Genomic DNA, 17,024 nt, shown 5'->3' with positions numbered 1-17,024 from the left:
GCAATTGTTTGTTTACTCAAATGATTTATTTTTCATCGCTGTAAAAATAAACAATAGGGGCACTTTTTAAGGAGGCTTTTAGGACGAGTAAATTAAATCTAGTTGGAACAAAAAAGGCGCTTTCGCGCCTTTCCTAGTGTGTGATTAGTACAGTAATCCATACACTTTACGTCTAAACTCAGATTTTAATGGGTCGCCATCGGCTAATGCACCAATCATGTCTAGCATAACCTTACGGGCATCACCAAAACTGAGCTCTTGTTTCAATACGCCAAATAATAAAGGCAACGCTTCATCGGCTTTGTTAGCCTGATGCAATTGAATGGCTAAATCCACTTTGAGCTGCAAATCGTCTGGGTTTTCTTTAACCGCCGCCTGCAAGTTTCTAATTTCCGGTGTATCTGCGGCTTGTTCCGCTAATTCTACTTTGCCCACTAAGGTTTGATAACGTGCATCTTGGTCCACCAGCTTAATTTCTTCTAGCGCTGTTTTCGCCTGCGATACTGAGCCCGTCTCAATGTAGCAATCAATAAGCATATATTTCGCGTCGATATTATCGGCGTTAATTTCCAGTGCTTGTTTTGCCTCAGGTAATGCTGAGGCATAATCGCCAGCTTGAATAGCCTTTCCTGCTGCCGCGAGGTGCTCTGTTTCTGGGCTAGGTAAATACTTTGCTAGCATTTCACGAATTTGTGCTTCAGGCTGAACCCCGGCGAACCCATCTACCGGTTGCCCATTTTGAACCACCATCACTGTGGGCAGGCTACGGATGCCAAATTGTCCAGCAACCTCCTGTTGTGCCTCACAATCTACTTTTGCAAGAATCATGTGCTGTGCATATTCACCTGCCAATTTTTCTAAAATTGGCATGAGATCTTTACAGGGTTCACACCAATCTGCCCAAAAATCTATAAGAACCAGCTTTTCTTGCGAGGCTTCAACGATAATTTGCTGAAAATTTTCTATCGTGATGTCGACGATGGTTGCAGCGGGATTTGCAACAAGGTTATCCATAAACAGACCTTTTAACCGATTAAATTTTTAAAAAGAATATGGGGCGAATATACACAAAAAACAACCTTTATGCAGAAAAGGGACTTTGCCTAGCTAAAGTTGTAAAATTAGTGTTAAATTCAAACTTCAACTACTGGAGATCACCATGTCTGCAACCTCACAAACACGCAAACAGTTTGAAACCTTCGCCGAGTTTTACCCCTACTATTTAAACGAACATGCTAATCCTATATGTCGGCGTCTGCATTTTGTCGGCTCTTGGCTCGTCATCGCAGTGATTGTTACTAGCATAGCAGAAGGAAACCTCGCCCTTCTGTGGTTGATTCCCGTGGTAGGTTACGGCTTCGCGTGGGTTGGGCACTTCTTCTATGAGAAAAACAGACCGGCTACCTTCCGCCACCCGCTTTACAGCTTATTGGGTGACTGGGTTATGTTTAAAGACATTCTTTTTGGTAAGGTAAGTTTATCTCGTCATGATTAATGCGTAGCGACGAATGAGATAAAAAGCTGTCCTGGTGAAGGTAACAGTCAACATCATTTAAATAAAAAGGAAAGCGACATGGCAAACTCACGCTTTGCATGGGTAATAGGGGCTATGGTATTTTTATTAAGCCTACCGACACAATCCAATGCACAACTTCCCACCACACTTTCGCTCGAAGACACCTTTAATCTAGAATTCCCAGCATCGCCTTTTTTCATTGATGATCATACGCTGGTTTACGCTAGGCAAAGCATGGACATTATGCGAGATAGTCGGCGCTCTGCATTATGGCAAGTTAATATAAAAGACGGCACTCACCGCCCATTTCTTGCAAATAAAAGCTCGGTATCTCAAGCGACGCTGGCACCCACAAAAGATAAAATTGCTTTTACTCAAAGCGTCAATGGGCGCACTCAGTTATTTTTATATTATATAGATACGCAACAAAGCATCCCGTTAACGAATGTTTCTGAAACTCCACGCAACCTGACTTGGTCTCATGATGGTAAGCAGCTAGCCTTCACCTTATTTACCCCTCACACATCGAAACCCCTGTTCAGTGATATGCCCAAAAAGCCGAAGGGCGCATCATGGGCAGAACAAGCCACGTATATTGAGAATGTGCAATATCGTTCAGACGGCCAAGGGTATGCAAAAGCAGGCTTTGAGCAAATTTATATTTTACCGGTTGAGGGTGGCACACCAAGACAACTCACCCAAGGTGCTTTTTCAAATGGGGGGACGCTAGCCTTTAGCCATGACAACCAAGCCCTCTATTTTGCGGCCGACAGAGCTGAAGATTTCGCCCTGCACCCATTGCGCAGTGCTATCTATAAAGTTTCAATTAATAGTGGCGACGTGGAACAGGTTACTGACCTTGAAGGCCCAGAGTATGGCCCAGCTATTAGCCCTGACGGGAAATGGTTAGCATTTAGCCATGTTATTGACAACAAGATGGCCTATCAAATCGATGACCTCATGGTAATGAACCTTAAGACGAAAGAAATGGTTCGCTTAACGGAATCCTTAGACAGAACCTTGGGTAAGTTTGTGTGGCGACACGATAGCAAAGGGATTATTTTTTCTTATTTAGATCAGGGTGAAAATACCCTTGCTGCTGTGAACTTAAAAGGGGATATAAAGCCCATTGACGTGAGCCTAGGCGGCCAATCGTTTGGACGTCCCTATACATCAGGGGATTTTGCATTAAGCCGTAACGGGTCAATTGTATATACCCAAGCGTCTCGCACTCGCCCCGCCGATTTAATGCTGTATCGCAAAGGCAAGCAAGACAGTCAACTGACCACATTAAACGACGATGCCCTTAACCATTTAACCATGGCCAAGGTGGAAGACCTCTCGGTGGTATCCTCTTATGACGAGCGCGAAATTGATGCCTGGGTGGCGTACCCACCTAACTTCGATAGCAGTAAAAAATACCCACTAATACTGGAGATCCACGGTGGCCCCCATGCCGCGTACGGACCGCATTTCTCACTTGAGATACAGCTTATGGCTGCGAAAGGCTACGTGGTGGTATGGTCTAACCCTAGGGGTAGTTCATCCTATGGCAGCGAATTTGGTAACTTAATTCACCACAATTACCCTTCTCAAGACTACGACGACTTAATGGACGTGGTAGACACCATGGTGGCAAACAATTATATAGATAGTAAGCAACTCTTTATTACTGGGGGCTCCGGCGGTGGTGTATTAACAGCCTGGTCCATTGGCAAAACAAATCGTTTTGCCGCGGCCGTTGTCGCTAAACCTGTGATTAATTGGATGAGCTTTGCCCTCACGGCTGATGCGTACCCTTTTTTCAGCCAGTACTGGATGGCAGATATGCCGTGGAAAATTGCTGACAAGTTATGGAAAAGAAGCCCCTTATCTTTAGTGGGGAATGTAGAAACTCCAACACTTCTGCTTACAGGGGAAGCGGATTATCGTACGCCAATAAGTGAGTCAGAGCAGTATTATCAAGCGCTAAAGCTACGCGGGGTTGATGCGGCTATGGTTCGTATTCCTGGTGCGTCTCACGGTATTGCGAGTAAGCCTTCTAGGCTTATACAAAAGGTAGGCAATATTTTGGCATGGTTTGAACGCTATCGCACGGAGGATAAACCCGAAAGTTAAGGTTTTCCTAGACACAGCAACGTGTAAACATCGCCGTCTGCTTTCACTATACGCATGAAAAGCAGGATAGAAAAAGGGGCGAGGATGATAACAACTCCTTGCCCCTTCTATTTTGTAGCACGCTTTCAACGTGTACGCTTATTTTGCCCGAGTCAGTTTGATCACTTTCCCATTAGGGGCATCGGTTAGCAAATAGATTGCGCCGTCAGGTGCAATCTCGACATCTCGAATTCGTTCACCGTTATCGCGCAGATATTCATGCTGGTCAGCAGGCTGACCATTGTTTACTTCTACCCGTCTTAAATGGGTAAATTTCAATGAGCCTACTAATAAGTCCCCTTCCCATTCTGGAAACATATCTCCGGTGTAAAACGCCATGCCACTTGGTGCGATAGAAGGGTCCCAATATAACCACGGCTGTGCCATTCCTTCTTTGTGAGTTTTATCACTAATGACCTCCCCACTGTAGTCAATACCATAGGTAATGACCGGCCAACCGTAATTGGCGCCTTTGTTAATCAGATTAACTTCATCGCCACCTTTAGGACCATGCTCCATTGCCCACACTTTACCGGTTTGCGGGTGCACAGTGACGCCCTGCACATTTCTATGGCCATAGCTGAAAACTTCAGGCGCGTCGCCCTCTGTGAATGGATTGTCTGTAGGTACTGTGCCATCGCTATTGATACGCACTATGGTACCAAAGTGGTTATTGGTATTTTGCGCTTCGTCCATGTACTTGTATCTGTCGCCAAGAGTAACAAATAACTTCCCTTCATTATCAAATGTAAGGCGACAACCAAAGTGAAAACCATTGTCGATAAGCGGGGCAGCACTAAAGATAACAGAAACATCAGAAAGGCCATTATCGGCATAGGTTGCGCGAGCTACACTGCTGCTACTGCCACCTTCACCGGGCTGACTGAAACAAAAATAGAGGGTGTTATTGTCTTCGAAATCAGGATCTAGGGTAATGTCTAGCATCCCCCCTTGATTCACGGCGGCCACCTCTGGCACATTGCTGAGACGCGGCGTTAGCGTAGCGTCTTTTTTGAGAACACGGATCCCACCAGCACGTTCTGTCACCACGAGGTCACCGCTTGGCAAGAATGCCATCCCCCATGGGTGCACTAGCCCTTCGGCTAACGTGGTGCTTTCAAGGTGAACATGATCGGAGTCTTGGTGTGAATGCGCTGGCAGGGATGTCCCAGCCAGCGCTGTGCTTGCAACTAATAGCAAGTGTCTAAATGTACGCGCCATACTATTTGAACCTGTGGTTATTAAGCGTTGTTGATCTTACGCTATGTTACCCTGTTCAGGTTCACTTATCGAGGCACGCAGAAGTGCGGTGTATTATCTTGGAAGCATAGCACGAAGCATCCACGCGGTCTTTTCGTGCACACGCATGCGATCACCAATAAGTGCAGCTGATGACTCATCGTCAGCATCTTGAGCCAACTTCAGAGAATCACGGCATGTTTTCACCACTTGCTCATGACCATGAGTAAGTAGTCCAACCATTTCAGACGCTTCTGGCACGCCTTCAACCTCATCGATAGAACTTAGTTCAGCGAACGATTTATAGGTGCCAGGCGCAGCAACGCCAAGGGTACGAATACGTTCAGCGATTTCATCAACCGCTTCAGCCAGTTCAGTGTAATGCTCTTCAAACATCAAATGAAGCTCACGAAATTGTGGCCCTTCCACATTCCAGTGAAAGTTATGGGTCTGAAGATAAAGCGTGTATGAGTCTGCAAGTAGCTTTTTAAGCCCGTGCGCTACCGCATTACGATCGCTTTCTGAAATACCAATATCAATCTTACTCATGAGTCACTCCTTCGTTCGGATGTCCGAAATCAGATTAAAATATAAATTAACAATCTATAATTATGATACTACATTAAGGTGAGGATGGATTAGTGTATTAACTAATTAACCCCATAGAAAATAATGATTAACGGTTCAAGCTATAAAACGCCGAGCGTGCGGACATTTTAATGATGGTGATGCTCATTTTTCATTGTCTGCTTTTTCACAGGCAGCGTAACCGTTTGTGAACCAAGACTATCAAAGTGAAATGTCATTGTTATTTCACTGCCTTCCTCAAGGCCCTGTGTTAACCCCATTAACATGACATGATAGCTACCAGAGCTAAATTCAACCGTTTCGCCAGCATTTAATTTTATGCCATCCTGTAGTTGCTGCATCTTCATCATGTCACCTTGCATGGTCGTGGTGTGAATCTGTGCTTCTGAGGCAATGGCTTTACTCACTGTAACGCGGGTTAATGTTACCGGCTTTTCGGTGGTGTTTTCTAACGTAAAGTAAACTGCCGCCGTTTTTGCCATCGGGAAGGTGGCACGGGCATAGCCTTGGGTTATTTTTAGGTCTTCATTCGCATCAGCGTTGCAACCGAACAACATCAGTAGTGCTGCACCAATAGCAATAAACGAAAGAAAAAAGCGAAATACGAACATAGCGTTACTCCCAGCAAGAATTGAGAGTAAGTGTAAGACAGGAATAGGAAAGAAAAAAGAAAAATGGTGCCGACTGCCGGAATCGAACTGGCGACCTACTGATTACAAGTCAGTTGCTCTACCAACTGAGCTAAGTCGGCACACTAAAAGTATGACCGCTGCCTAAGCAGCGGACGCGTATTCTATAGTGATAACCTTGATTGTCAAGCCTTTAAACGCTGTGCTTCGTCAACTAATTTTGGAAAAAACGACAAGGGTAAAAACTGCCCCAGTTGTTCGAGTTTTTCGCCCAATTCAACATAGCTTTTGGCGGTCACATTAATGTGCCCCATTTTGCGTTTTTCTCTTACCGATTTACCGTACCAATGCAAATGACTACCATCAATACTAAGCAGTTCTCTGGAAAAGCTGCTGCAACCAATGATGTTCACCATGGCACTTGGCCCAATTGCGCTAGTGTCTCCAAGAGGAAGACCGCATACCGCCCTGAGGTGGTTTTCAAATTGGCTGGTCACCGCACCAGATTGTGTCCAGTGCCCTGAGTTGTGCACACGGGGTGCCAGTTCGTTAACCAGCAATGTATCGCCGCACTGAAATAACTCCACGGCTAACACACCCACGTAATCCATCCCTTCAGCAAGCTTTACAAAGATGTCGTGTGCTTTGCGTTGTAACTCATCATCAACTTGAGTCGCAGGCGCTACTGAAACGTGCAGTTGGCCTTGGTGATGAAGGTTCTCCGCCAAGGGATACGTGCGGATATCACCTTGCTTATTGCGCACACCGATGAGGGAAAGTTCTCTGTCAAACGCCATCATTTTTTCAACCACAAGGGGAACCTCAGCGAGGTTTAATTGACTCATGGCTTGGGTTAGTTTTGGTAAATCTGCTTTATCGGTAAGACGCCACTGACCATACCCGTCGTAACCATCGCGGCTTGCTTTGAGAATGAGTTTATCACCTAAAGCGTCAACGCAATCAGCTAGCTGGTCAGGGTGTGTAACGATGCGGTGTTCACAATTGGGCACCTGCATTGAGTCTAGTAATTTTTTCTCTCGTACTCTGTCTGCCCCCACCAAAATACTGGCGATATCTGGCATAAGCTTACCGGTTTTCGCCGCTTCGTCGAGTAAGCGTTCTGGGACGTGCTCAAACTCAACAGTAAGTGCATCTGCGCTTTCTAATGCTTGCGCTAATGTGGTATCAAGAGGGGTTTTACTTACTGGATGAACAACTGAATCGTTGTTTACGTCGACAGCCTGAACTTCAATACCTAAGGGCGAGCCCGCTAGGTACATCATTTGCGCTAATTGTCCTGCGCCGTAAACAACAACTCTCATTCGTCCAACTCCAAGCTATTACTTGATGCCAGAACAGTCTCAGTTTGCTGTTGACGAAAGGCGATAACAGCGTCGCGAACACGTTCTTCTTGTAACGCGACCACTTGCGCCGCTAACAGACCCGCGTTGGCCGCCCCCGCTTCACCAATAGCGAGTGTCCCCACAGCAACCCCTTTTGGCATTTGAACAATGGAAAGTAAGGAGTCTAAACCATTAAGCGCTTTAGATTTAACCGGGCAACCAAATACCGGCAAATGCGTGTGTGCCGCTATCATACCTGGAAGGTGAGCGGCGCCCCCTGCCCCAGCAATAATTGCACTAAAGCCTTCGTCGGCGGCTGCTTCAGCAAACTCAACCAACAAATTTGGTGTTCTGTGCGCAGACACCACTTTTGCTTCAAATTCAACACCAAACGACTTCAGCATTTTTGCGGCCTGCTGCATGGTAGGCCAGTCTGAAGTTGAACCCATGACTATCGCGACTTTTGCCATCTAGACATCCTCTAGGGGTAGGTAAATTGGATAACTTGGAAAAGCTGGCGATTGTAGCCTAATTTAAAAGCAAATCCCACTGATTCCCCGTGAGTGATCTTTGACGATTAGGCGCACCGTATTAACCATAATTAATAAAAATGTAAATACCCACTATCTTTTTCCTCTTAGCGGCGGAATGTAAAGGTGATTGCATGGCGGTAGGGTAAGTAAAAAGGAGTGCGAAACCATGTCAAAAGAACATAAGCCTGATGCGATAGATGAAGTCATTGAAGAAGTCCAAGTGGTAGTTTCTGATTTTCTCAATAGAGAGGCAGCGCCCGGCATACTGCTAATGGCAGCAACGATACTCGCCCTCATTATTGCCAATTCCCCTCTTGATACGTTGTACGACCAACTTGTTAGCCTTCCGGTGCAAATTTCGGCGGGCAGTTGGGCCATAGACAAACCTCTATTGTTATGGATAAACGACGGCTTTATGGCCGTTTTCTTTTTCCATGTCGGATTAGAACTGAAGCGGGAAGTCTGTGAGGGAGAACTCTCTAACCCAAAAGATATTGTGCTCCCCGCTGCGGGTGCCATTGGAGGTATGCTATTGCCTGCGCTTATTTACGTAGGCATCAATTGGGATAATCCCGTGGCTATTGCCGGCTGGGCTATACCCGCCGCCACAGACATTGCATTTGCATTGGGTATTTTGGCGTTGTTGGGTAGCCGAGTCCCCGCAAGCTTAAAAGTGTTTTTGGTTACCCTTGCCATCATTGATGATATTGGCGCTATTGTCATTATTGCGCTTTTTTATACCAACAACATTACGGAAGGGGCATTGTTGGTAGCGGCGGGTTGCCTTGTTCTACTTTGGCAGATGAACCGCCGGGACGTGGTCGACATTCCCGCTTACATGTTGGTCGGCACTGTACTTTGGGTTGCCATGCTTAAAAGTGGTGTGCACGCTACCTTGGCCGGGGTAGTACTGGCGGCATTTATTCCCATGCGGGACGCTAAAGATGAAACATACTCTCCGGTTACGCGCTTAGAGCACAGCCTTAATGGTACGGTAAGTTTTGCCATTCTTCCTCTTTTTGCCTTCGCGAATGCGGGCATCAGTTTTGGCAATATCAGCCCAGAAGGCATTTTTCACCCAGTCACCTTTGGTATTTTCTTAGGCTTAGTGGTGGGCAAGCAAATTGGTGTCTTCGGTTTTTGCTATTTAATGATAAAGCTTAAACTTGCTAGTCTGCCCCGAGATTTATCGATGAAACATATCTATGGTTGCGCCTTGTTGTGTGGTGTAGGTTTTACTATGAGCCTGTTTATTGGCGGCTTAGCCTTCGAGGAAACGGGGATTAATCAAATGTTTGATGAAAGAGTGGGGATTTTAGCCGGTTCCCTGGTGTCTGCTATTCTTGGTTACATTGCCCTGTATATCATGGGCAACCCTAACGACAAAGACACCAAAGCGGTGGCGTCAAACGCCAGCAAGCTCACTGGCAATACAGTCGAATAACACTTTCTTTTTAATAGGCTTGCTTAGGTGCGCATCCATACCCGCGGCTAAGCAAGCTTGACGATCTTCCAAAAAAGCATTGGCGGTAAGGGCGATAATCCTTACCGCATCTTTGTTTTTGCCCTTTTGGCGAATGATTCTTGCGGCTTCCAGCCCGTCCATTATTGGCATCTGACAGTCCATTAAAATAACATCGAAACTGTATTTGGCTGCTGCTTCGACTGCCTCTACGCCATTTTTAACCCTGATACATTTCACCTTTGATGGGGTAAGCATGCTCATGACTATTTCAGCATTGATGTCATTGTCTTCTGCTAAGAGAATTTTCAACGAAGGCGATAGTGTGGCTGTGACTTTCGTATCTTCATACGCCGCGAGTTCACCCAACGACGTTGGCAAATAAAAACTAAACCGTGTGCCCTCTCCTTCCAAGCTGTCAACTTCAATAGCGCCACCCATTAATTCAACCAAACCTCGACTTATAGCTAGGCCTAAGCCGGTGCCGCCGTAGTCTCGGGTGGTGGAGGCATCAGCTTGTTCGAATTGGCCGAAAATGGTAGCCAGTTTTGCTGGAGGAATACCAATACCCGTGTCGCTAACTGAAACATGCAACGCGTCTTCTTCGTACCAAGCCGTCACTTCAATGCTACCTCTGTGGGTAAACTTGATAGCGTTACTGACTAAATTGTTAACCACCTGGCTGAGTTTCCCTGCATCAAGCTTGAGGGAACGCGGTAAGTCTTTGTGCACCTGAAGATGAATAAATAGCCCTTTTTGACTGGCTTGATATTCATACAACGTAGTACTGGCTTCAAGTAACGTGGCCACATCGGTGTCTTGGGCATCGAAAAGCATTTTACCCGACTCTATTTTTGACCAATCCAAAATGGCGTCCAAGATCATTAATAGGTTACCGGCTGATTGGGCAATGGTTTGCGCACGCTGCTGAGCACTTTCTGACAGCGCCTCTTCAAGCAGCAATTCACATGAGCCGATGATCCCATTCATTGGCGTTCGAATTTCATGGCTCATATTGGCTAAAAATTGGGTTTTAGCCACACTGGCCGCTTTCGCTTCATCTAGTGCAGACGCTAAGTGCTGGGTTTTTTCGAGAATACGCGACTCAAGTGAGTGATTTAATTTTGCTAACGCTTTATTTAGTGTTTGCTCCTTCGCTGTCGCATCGGCTAGCGCATCAAACGCACTCACTAAGCGGCTTTCTAGACTACTAAATTCATCGCTTAAGGATGCCAGCTCTTGGATGTGCAACGCAGAATTGGGTAACGATTTGGCATTTTCTTGCGCCGTGGGATTAAATTGTGCAATGTAGCGAATTAACCGTCGAATAGGTGACTCAAGCATTCTTGATACATGGTAACCGGTAAAGGTGCCAAACAAGGACAATACCAACAGCAAAAACAAGTCTTTCAACAAGTACTCGCTCATGCCATTAAGCATTAATCGGTGTTCAAAATAGAAGCTGATTTTCCACGGTACATTGGCTAATTGCCCGTTCACTACAAACCAGGATTTAGCTAATGGCCCCTGAGAGATTTTAATGTCACATTGTGGCTCACACTTATACACGGGCGCTTTAGATAAGGGGGCCAGCCCTAAATTGTCAGAGGCATAAATAACATCGCCATTTTGATCTTCAACCAATAAACCAAAGCCGCCTAGATTTAACTTATCTACCGCAGAAAAGCTCTTTAACGACAAAGAGCCTTCCAAAATTCCTACGGGCTGACCTTCGCTATCAAAGATGGGCGCAGAAATCGCGATAATGGGGTCGTTTCCAAACCCTCGCCCTTGGAACACGTTGGAAATGAAAGGCGCCCCGCTTTCCATCACCTCATAGAAGTAGGGGCGATAGGCTACGTTGCCCGCCCCTAACGCTTTCGCTTTGTTGAGCAAATTTGGCGGGTGAGCGTGTGAAATATCGCCCTGCTTATCGGCAATTAAGAAAGTGAGAAAATCAGGGTAATGTGACGCGAGTATTGTCAGTTGTTGCGCGTAATACTGAGTCCGGTTCGTGCCCACCGCTGGTGAAGACAGTGTTTGTGCCGACACGTTAATGGCGTTTTCGTGCAACGATATAAAATGGGCAATTTGCTGCTCCATCACGCTGACACGCTGATTCATGTATGTGGCTATTTGCTGCTCTTGCTGATTTTGATAAAGCGAAACAGACAAATAGATAACCGCCATTGAGGCAACAAAAAAGCTACCTGAGAAAAAGTAGCTGAACAAAAAATGAAGGCTTATTTTCTCTACACTGGGGTCTTTTTGAAGGCTAAAACCGTTAATTGCTACGTAAGCAAAATGGCCAGACACCAAACCAAATACGCCACTAACCCAAGTGACTAACGCCCCCGAAAACATGATGGGAAACTGAGTCGATTCAAATAGCGCGTGCTCTAATATCAATATTGGCAAAAAGACAATCGACCAAAACCCAGCGCCTACCTTGGTGACCTGCTTTAAGGATTTTTGATAGCCAAATAAACTGACCACAATAGGCAATAAGGTGAGACTTTCCTTGCCTACAATACTGCCGTCGCTTAGCCACAGGGGTAAGCTAATCAATAAAATGACGGGAATAGCGAGTTTTGGCGCAAAACGAAGGGCGGCATATACGCCAGCCCCTACGCCAAATACAGAGGTTCCGGTACTATCAAACGGGGCAGGTAATGCATTTAAACCTGCGCCCAGAACCGAAACGAAGAAAAGGTGAAACGCCAGAGGCAGTCTGTGCTGGAAGGAACGAAATCGAGAGACTGCATCTGATGCCATTATTTAGTGCATCGCCATGTAATCAAGGGTGAAGTTGGTGAGTAGTTCCACGCCTAACTTCAACCCTTCATCATCCACATAAAACTCTGGCGTATGATGAGCAGGACTTTCTTCTTCAGGCACATCAAGAGGCTTGCCGCCTACCCATACGTATAGCCCAGGTACCTTTTCTTGGAAAAAAGAAAAATCTTCGGCTCCTGTCACAGGCTTCGACAAAATGGTGTTTTCAACACCGGCTGTGCGTTGCATGGTAGGCAGCATCGACTGTGTTAAATCAGGGTCGTTATAGGTAATGGGGTATGAAAAATCTAATGGCAGCGTCAGCGTTGCTTTTGCGCCCATACTGTCGGCAATACCCTTCACTTTGCGCGCCATGGCGTCATAGATATGCTCTCTCGCAGCACTGTTTAGTGTACGAATGGTGCCTACAAGCTCCACAGAATCAGGAATGATATTTGAGCGGTTGCCGCCGTGAATGGAACCCACTGTGACAACCGCGGCATCATCGATGAGCTTTATTTCACGACTAACAATGGTTTGTAACGACATGATCATTTGGGCTGCAGTGACCACAGGGTCGACGCTCTTCCACGGATAGGCCCCGTGCGCTTGCTTGCCATGAATCACGATTTTAAATGGATCTACCGCCGCCATGGTACCGCCTGAATTATAGCGAATTGTGCCCACATCGGCATTAGAGCTAATGTGAAGACCGAATATCGCATCCACGTCAGGGTTCTTAAGCACCCCTTCTTTTACCATCAACTCTGCCCCACCCGCTTCTCCCGCTGGTGCACCTTCTTCAGCTGGCTGAAAAATAAACTTCACTTTACCTTTGAGCTCACCCTTCAATTCGCTTAACACTTTTGCCGCTCCCATTAGCATGGCCATGTGCGTATCATGCCCGCAGGCATGCATAACAGGGACTTCGTTGCCATTGTATTCGCCCATTTGCTCAGAGCGGTAAGGCAAATTGCTTTGCTCTTTTACCGGCAAGCCATCCATATCAGCTCTTAAGGCCACCACCGGGCCAGGTTTTCCGCTGTCTAAAATAGCAATAACACCAGTTTTGGCGACGCCGGTTTGAACGTCAAAACCCAGTGAGTTTAGGTAGTCAGCGATATACTTGGCTGTATTGAATTCTCGATTAGATAATTCAGGAAATTCATGAAAGTGGTGTCGCCACTTAATGACGTCAGGCTCAACATGAGAAACAAGGTCTTCGACCTTATCTTGAGCGAATGAAAGCGTAGAAAAAGCTAATAAAGTCAGTGATATAATTTTTTTATGCATACCTAATTCCGTCAAATACGTGGAACATTCAGATTAAACTATCCCGTATAGAAAAACATCACTGTCAAAGCAAAACTAAACGTTGAAAATACCCCATTCGACTGAGAGTTAGTATTAGACAGAAGTATAATGAAAATGATTTTTGATACGCGACACCTGATCCACAGGCACAAAAAAAGGCGCCTAAGCGCCTTTTTCAATACTTTGAAATTCTTAGCTTTTTTGACGACGCATCGCATCGAAGAATTCATCATTCGTTTTGGTCATAGAGAGCTTACTAATAAGGAACTCCATGGCGTCAATTTCAGACATTTCATGGACAATTTTACGTAGTATCCACATTTTCTGAAGCTCATCTTGAGCGGTAAGTAGTTCTTCTCGACGGGTGCCCGAACGGTTAAAGTCAATTGCAGGGAATACACGCTTTTCCGCAATTTTGCGATTAAGGTGAAGTTCCATGTTACCTGTACCTTTAAACTCTTCGTAGATAACTTCATCCATTTTAGAGCCAGTGTCGATAAGCGCGGTGGCAATAATTGTTAAGCTACCGCCTTCTTCCACGTTACGTGCAGCACCAAAGAAACGCTTAGGCTTATGCAATGCATTGGCATCAACACCACCGGTAAGCACCTTCCCTGATGAAGGAATTACGGTGTTGTAAGCGCGGGCTAAACGGGTAATGGAATCAAGCAAGATAACAACGTCTTTCTTATGCTCCACTAGGCGCTTCGCCTTTTCAATCACCATTTCAGCCACTTGTACGTGTCGGCTTGCTGGTTCATCAAAGGTTGAGGCTACCACCTCACCTTGAACAAGGCGGTGCATCTCTGTCACTTCTTCAGGTCGCTCATCAATCAGCAATACCATTAATTCACACTCAGGGTGATTAGCAGCAATAGATTGAGCAATGTTTTGCAGAAGAAGGGTTTTACCCGCTTTAGGTGGCGCTACGATAAGACCACGTTGACCACGACCAATAGGTGAGGCCAAGTCTAATACGCGAGCAGTAATATCTTCGGTTGAACCATTACCACGTTCCATACGCAAGCGATCTGCTGCATGAAGCGGTGTCAGGTTCTCAAAAAGGATTTTATTACGCGAGTTTTCTGGCTTGTCGAAGTTTACTTCGCGAATTTTTAGCAACGCAAAATATCGTTCACTGTCTTTTGGCGGACGTATTTTCCCAGCAATGGTATCACCCGTGCGTAGGTTAAAGCGTCTGATCTGGCTTGGTGATACGTAAATATCATCTGGCCCGGCCAAATAGGATGAGTCAGCAGAGCGAAGAAAGCCAAACCCATCCTGCAGTATTTCTAACACCCCGTCACCGAAAATGTCTTCACCGCCTTTGGCGTGAGTTTTCAGTATCGAGAAAATAATATCTTGTTTTCTAGCGCGAGCCATATTCTCGAGGCCCATTTCTTCGGCCAGGGCAACCAACTCGCTAATCGGTTTATTCTTTAATTCGGTTAAATTCATACTGGTGGGTCTTTGTGCTTGGACTTGTTACAGGACTATATAGTCACTCTGTCTGGTTTAGAATTGATTACGCCCGGATATGGGCTAAGCAGAATGCTGCTCGGGTGAGCGCTGAGGAAAAGTTAGCACTATATTTAACCAACGTCCAGCTTTTTTAGCTTGCTTGGGAAAAATAAGAGAAAACTTCTTTTACGCGCCAAGGCCCAACTGCGCAATTTAAATAAAAAACCGGTGAACCCGTCACCGGTTTTACTCATTACGAAAATTATAGGTTTTCGTTTAGGAACTCTGTGAGTTGCGCTTTTGAAAGTGCGCCCACCTTAGTTGCGGCCACGTTACCGTTTTTAAACAGAAGTAACGTTGGGATGCCACGAATACCATATTTAGGCGGAGTTTCGTTATTTTCATCGACATTCAACTTGCCAACTGTTAACTTGCCTTCAAACTCGTTCGCAACTTCTTCTAAGATAGGTGCGATCATTTTACAGGGGCCACACCACTCGGCCCAGAAGTCAACCAGCACAGGACCTTCAGCATTGATAACATCTGCCTCGAATTTATCGTCAGATAACTGGATAATTTTGTCGCTCATTCTTTTCTCCATTTTTGGTCTGTCGCTGATTTGTATCAGCTCAACCATAAGTGTTATATAGAAACTGTTTTTTAATGCAAGCACTGATAAGCTATAAGCTATGCCTACTCACTTAACTGATACTCATTTTTCCGACCTGCCGATTAATAGCAAGGTGGTTGACGCCTTGACGGCAGCTAATTTTAACAACTGTACGCCTATCCAAGCTCTCGCTCTGCCGCCTTTACTTGAAGGCTTAGACATTGCAGGACAGGCCCAAACAGGAACGGGTAAAACCATTGCGTTTCTGGTCGCTACATTTCACCATTTGCTAAGCAAAGCAGAAAATGTAGATAACAGCAAATCCAATGATGCACATTCTGCAGGCCCTCGAGCCATCATTATGGCCCCCACCCGTGAACTCGCTGTTCAAATCTATAATGACGCCAAATTGCTCAGTGAGCATACCGGATTGTCACTTGGTTTGATTTATGGGGGCGAAGGATACGAAAGTCAACGAGAAACCCTTCAAGAAGGGGTGGATATTATAATTGGTACGACAGGGCGCATACTCGATTATTATAAACAGAATGTATTTTCACTGAATAATATTCAAGTTGCCGTGCTTGATGAAGCTGACAGAATGTTCGATTTAGGCTTCATTAAAGACATCCGGTTTTTGTTCCGCCGCATGCCTGCCGCTAGCGAACGTCTTAGTATGTTGTTCTCAGCCACTCTTAGCTACCGCGTACAAGAACTGGCGTATGAGCACATGAACAACCCTACCCATGTGCAAGTTGCCCCTGAGCAAACCACCGCAAGCCGTGTAAGCCAAGAGCTCTTTTATCCGTCTGATGACGATAAAATGTTGCTTCTTCTCACTTTGCTTGAGGAAGAGTGGCCAGACAAGGCCATTGTCTTCGCAAATACAAAGCACAGCTGCGAAAAAGTGACTGACTGGTTAACCGCCGATGGTCACCGTGTAGGCTTGCTGAGTGGCGATGTTCCGCAAAAGAAACGCTTGGGTATATTGGAAGACTTCACGAATGGCAAACTGGATATTTTAGTTGCCACTGATGTCGCGGCACGGGGTCTTCATATTGATGCTGTCACCCACGTGTTCAACTATGACTTACCTGACGATGCTGAAGACTACGTTCACCGCATTGGCCGTACAGGTCGGGCTGGACAAAGTGGTATTGCTATTAGTTTCGCTTGTGAAAAGTATGCCTTGAATTTACCGGATATCGAAAAGTATATTCAGCACCCTATTCCCGTTACCGACTACGACAGCAGTGCTTTACTTGATGACGTGACAGCACCGAAACCCCGTCGTAAACGGACACCAAATACTAGAAACTCTTCTCGTAGAGGAAGTAACAAAGGGCGCGGAAGAGGCAAGCCCTCCCACCGCGGGAACAACAATTAACGTTTAAAAG

Annotated in this window: 14 protein-coding genes and 1 tRNA gene; 4 read left to right on the top strand and 11 right to left on the bottom strand. The window is 45.8% G+C overall.

The features are described 5' to 3' along the window. Positions 1-144 precede the first annotated feature (144 nt). A complete protein-coding gene (gene trxA, locus EP13_RS02570) occupies positions 145-1,014 on the bottom strand; it encodes a thioredoxin (protein WP_044055856.1) in 870 nt (289 codons plus the stop codon). Between the two features lie 145 nt (positions 1,015-1,159). Between trxA (EP13_RS02570) and EP13_RS02565 the strand changes: the two genes are divergently transcribed. Together EP13_RS02565 and EP13_RS02560 are read left to right on the top strand one after the other, a co-directional pair. Next, positions 1,160-1,495 carry a DUF962 domain-containing protein gene (locus tag EP13_RS02565; RefSeq protein WP_044055855.1) on the top strand — a complete coding sequence of 112 codons (336 nt, stop codon included), beginning with the start codon at positions 1,160-1,162 and terminating at the stop codon, positions 1,493-1,495. A 114-nt stretch (positions 1,496-1,609) separates the two neighbouring features. Then, the gene (locus EP13_RS02560; protein WP_231497949.1) at positions 1,610-3,634 is read left to right on the top strand and encodes a S9 family peptidase; all 2,025 of its coding nucleotides are present in this window, start codon (positions 1,610-1,612) and stop codon (positions 3,632-3,634) included. A gap of 138 nt (positions 3,635-3,772) precedes the next feature. On the opposite strand, the gene EP13_RS02555 is transcribed toward EP13_RS02560, so the two are convergent. The 6 genes from EP13_RS02555 to purE form a co-directional block, all read right to left on the bottom strand. Further along, positions 3,773-4,894 carry a PQQ-dependent sugar dehydrogenase gene (locus EP13_RS02555; RefSeq protein WP_044055851.1) on the bottom strand — a complete coding sequence of 374 codons (1,122 nt, stop codon included), beginning with the start codon at positions 4,892-4,894 and terminating at the stop codon, positions 3,773-3,775. A gap of 93 nt (positions 4,895-4,987) precedes the next feature. After that, positions 4,988-5,461 carry a Dps family protein gene (locus tag EP13_RS02550; protein WP_044055850.1) on the bottom strand — a complete coding sequence of 158 codons (474 nt, stop codon included), beginning with the start codon at positions 5,459-5,461 and terminating at the stop codon, positions 4,988-4,990. A gap of 167 nt (positions 5,462-5,628) precedes the next feature. Continuing rightward, positions 5,629-6,111: a copper chaperone PCu(A)C gene (locus tag EP13_RS02545; RefSeq protein WP_052364252.1), complete on the bottom strand. Its 483-nt coding sequence runs from the start codon at positions 6,109-6,111 to the stop codon at positions 5,629-5,631. Between the two features lie 64 nt (positions 6,112-6,175). Beyond that, a tRNA-Thr gene (locus EP13_RS02540) sits at positions 6,176-6,251 on the bottom strand. A 63-nt stretch (positions 6,252-6,314) separates the two neighbouring features. Beyond that, the gene (locus EP13_RS02535) at positions 6,315-7,451 is read right to left on the bottom strand and encodes a 5-(carboxyamino)imidazole ribonucleotide synthase (protein ID WP_044055849.1); all 1,137 of its coding nucleotides are present in this window, start codon (positions 7,449-7,451) and stop codon (positions 6,315-6,317) included. Next, positions 7,448-7,942 carry a 5-(carboxyamino)imidazole ribonucleotide mutase gene (gene purE, locus EP13_RS02530; RefSeq protein ID WP_044055847.1) on the bottom strand — a complete coding sequence of 165 codons (495 nt, stop codon included), beginning with the start codon at positions 7,940-7,942 and terminating at the stop codon, positions 7,448-7,450. Before purE ends, EP13_RS02535 begins: the two co-directional genes overlap by 4 nt. Before the next feature lie 229 nt (positions 7,943-8,171). On the opposite strand from purE, the gene nhaA reads away from it, so the two are divergent. Next, positions 8,172-9,449 (top strand): Na+/H+ antiporter NhaA, encoded by a 1,278-nt coding sequence (gene nhaA, locus EP13_RS02525; protein WP_044055846.1) that lies wholly within the window; start codon positions 8,172-8,174, stop codon positions 9,447-9,449. On the opposite strand, the gene EP13_RS02520 is transcribed toward nhaA, so the two are convergent. From EP13_RS02520 to trxA (EP13_RS02505), 4 genes are all read right to left on the bottom strand, one after another. Next, positions 9,411-12,242: an ATP-binding protein gene (locus tag EP13_RS02520; protein ID WP_081869419.1), complete on the bottom strand. Its 2,832-nt coding sequence runs from the start codon at positions 12,240-12,242 to the stop codon at positions 9,411-9,413. The two genes, nhaA and EP13_RS02520, sit on opposite strands and share 39 nt — an antisense overlap. Before the next feature lie 3 nt (positions 12,243-12,245). Then, complete coding sequence (locus EP13_RS02515; protein ID WP_044055845.1) at positions 12,246-13,535, bottom strand: M20 metallopeptidase family protein; 1,290 nt, start codon at positions 13,533-13,535, stop codon at positions 12,246-12,248. 213 nt (positions 13,536-13,748) lie between these two features. Continuing rightward, the gene (rho, locus tag EP13_RS02510) at positions 13,749-15,014 is read right to left on the bottom strand and encodes a transcription termination factor Rho (RefSeq protein ID WP_044055843.1); all 1,266 of its coding nucleotides are present in this window, start codon (positions 15,012-15,014) and stop codon (positions 13,749-13,751) included. 265 nt (positions 15,015-15,279) lie between these two features. Beyond that, entirely contained in the window at positions 15,280-15,606 is a 327-nt protein-coding gene (gene trxA, locus EP13_RS02505; RefSeq protein ID WP_044055842.1) for a thioredoxin TrxA, read from the bottom strand. A 100-nt stretch (positions 15,607-15,706) separates the two neighbouring features. Here trxA (EP13_RS02505) and rhlB point away from each other — a divergent pair, with 100 nt between their 5' ends. Beyond that, complete coding sequence (rhlB, locus tag EP13_RS02500) at positions 15,707-17,014, top strand: ATP-dependent RNA helicase RhlB (RefSeq protein ID WP_044055841.1); 1,308 nt, start codon at positions 15,707-15,709, stop codon at positions 17,012-17,014. Positions 17,015-17,024 lie beyond the last annotated feature (10 nt).

The organism is Alteromonas australica (genome assembly GCF_000730385.1).
GTDB classification, from domain to species: domain Bacteria; phylum Pseudomonadota; class Gammaproteobacteria; order Enterobacterales; family Alteromonadaceae; genus Alteromonas; species Alteromonas australica.
Note: the sequence above shows the minus strand (reverse complement) of the source record. Positions and strands in the feature narration are given on the sequence as shown.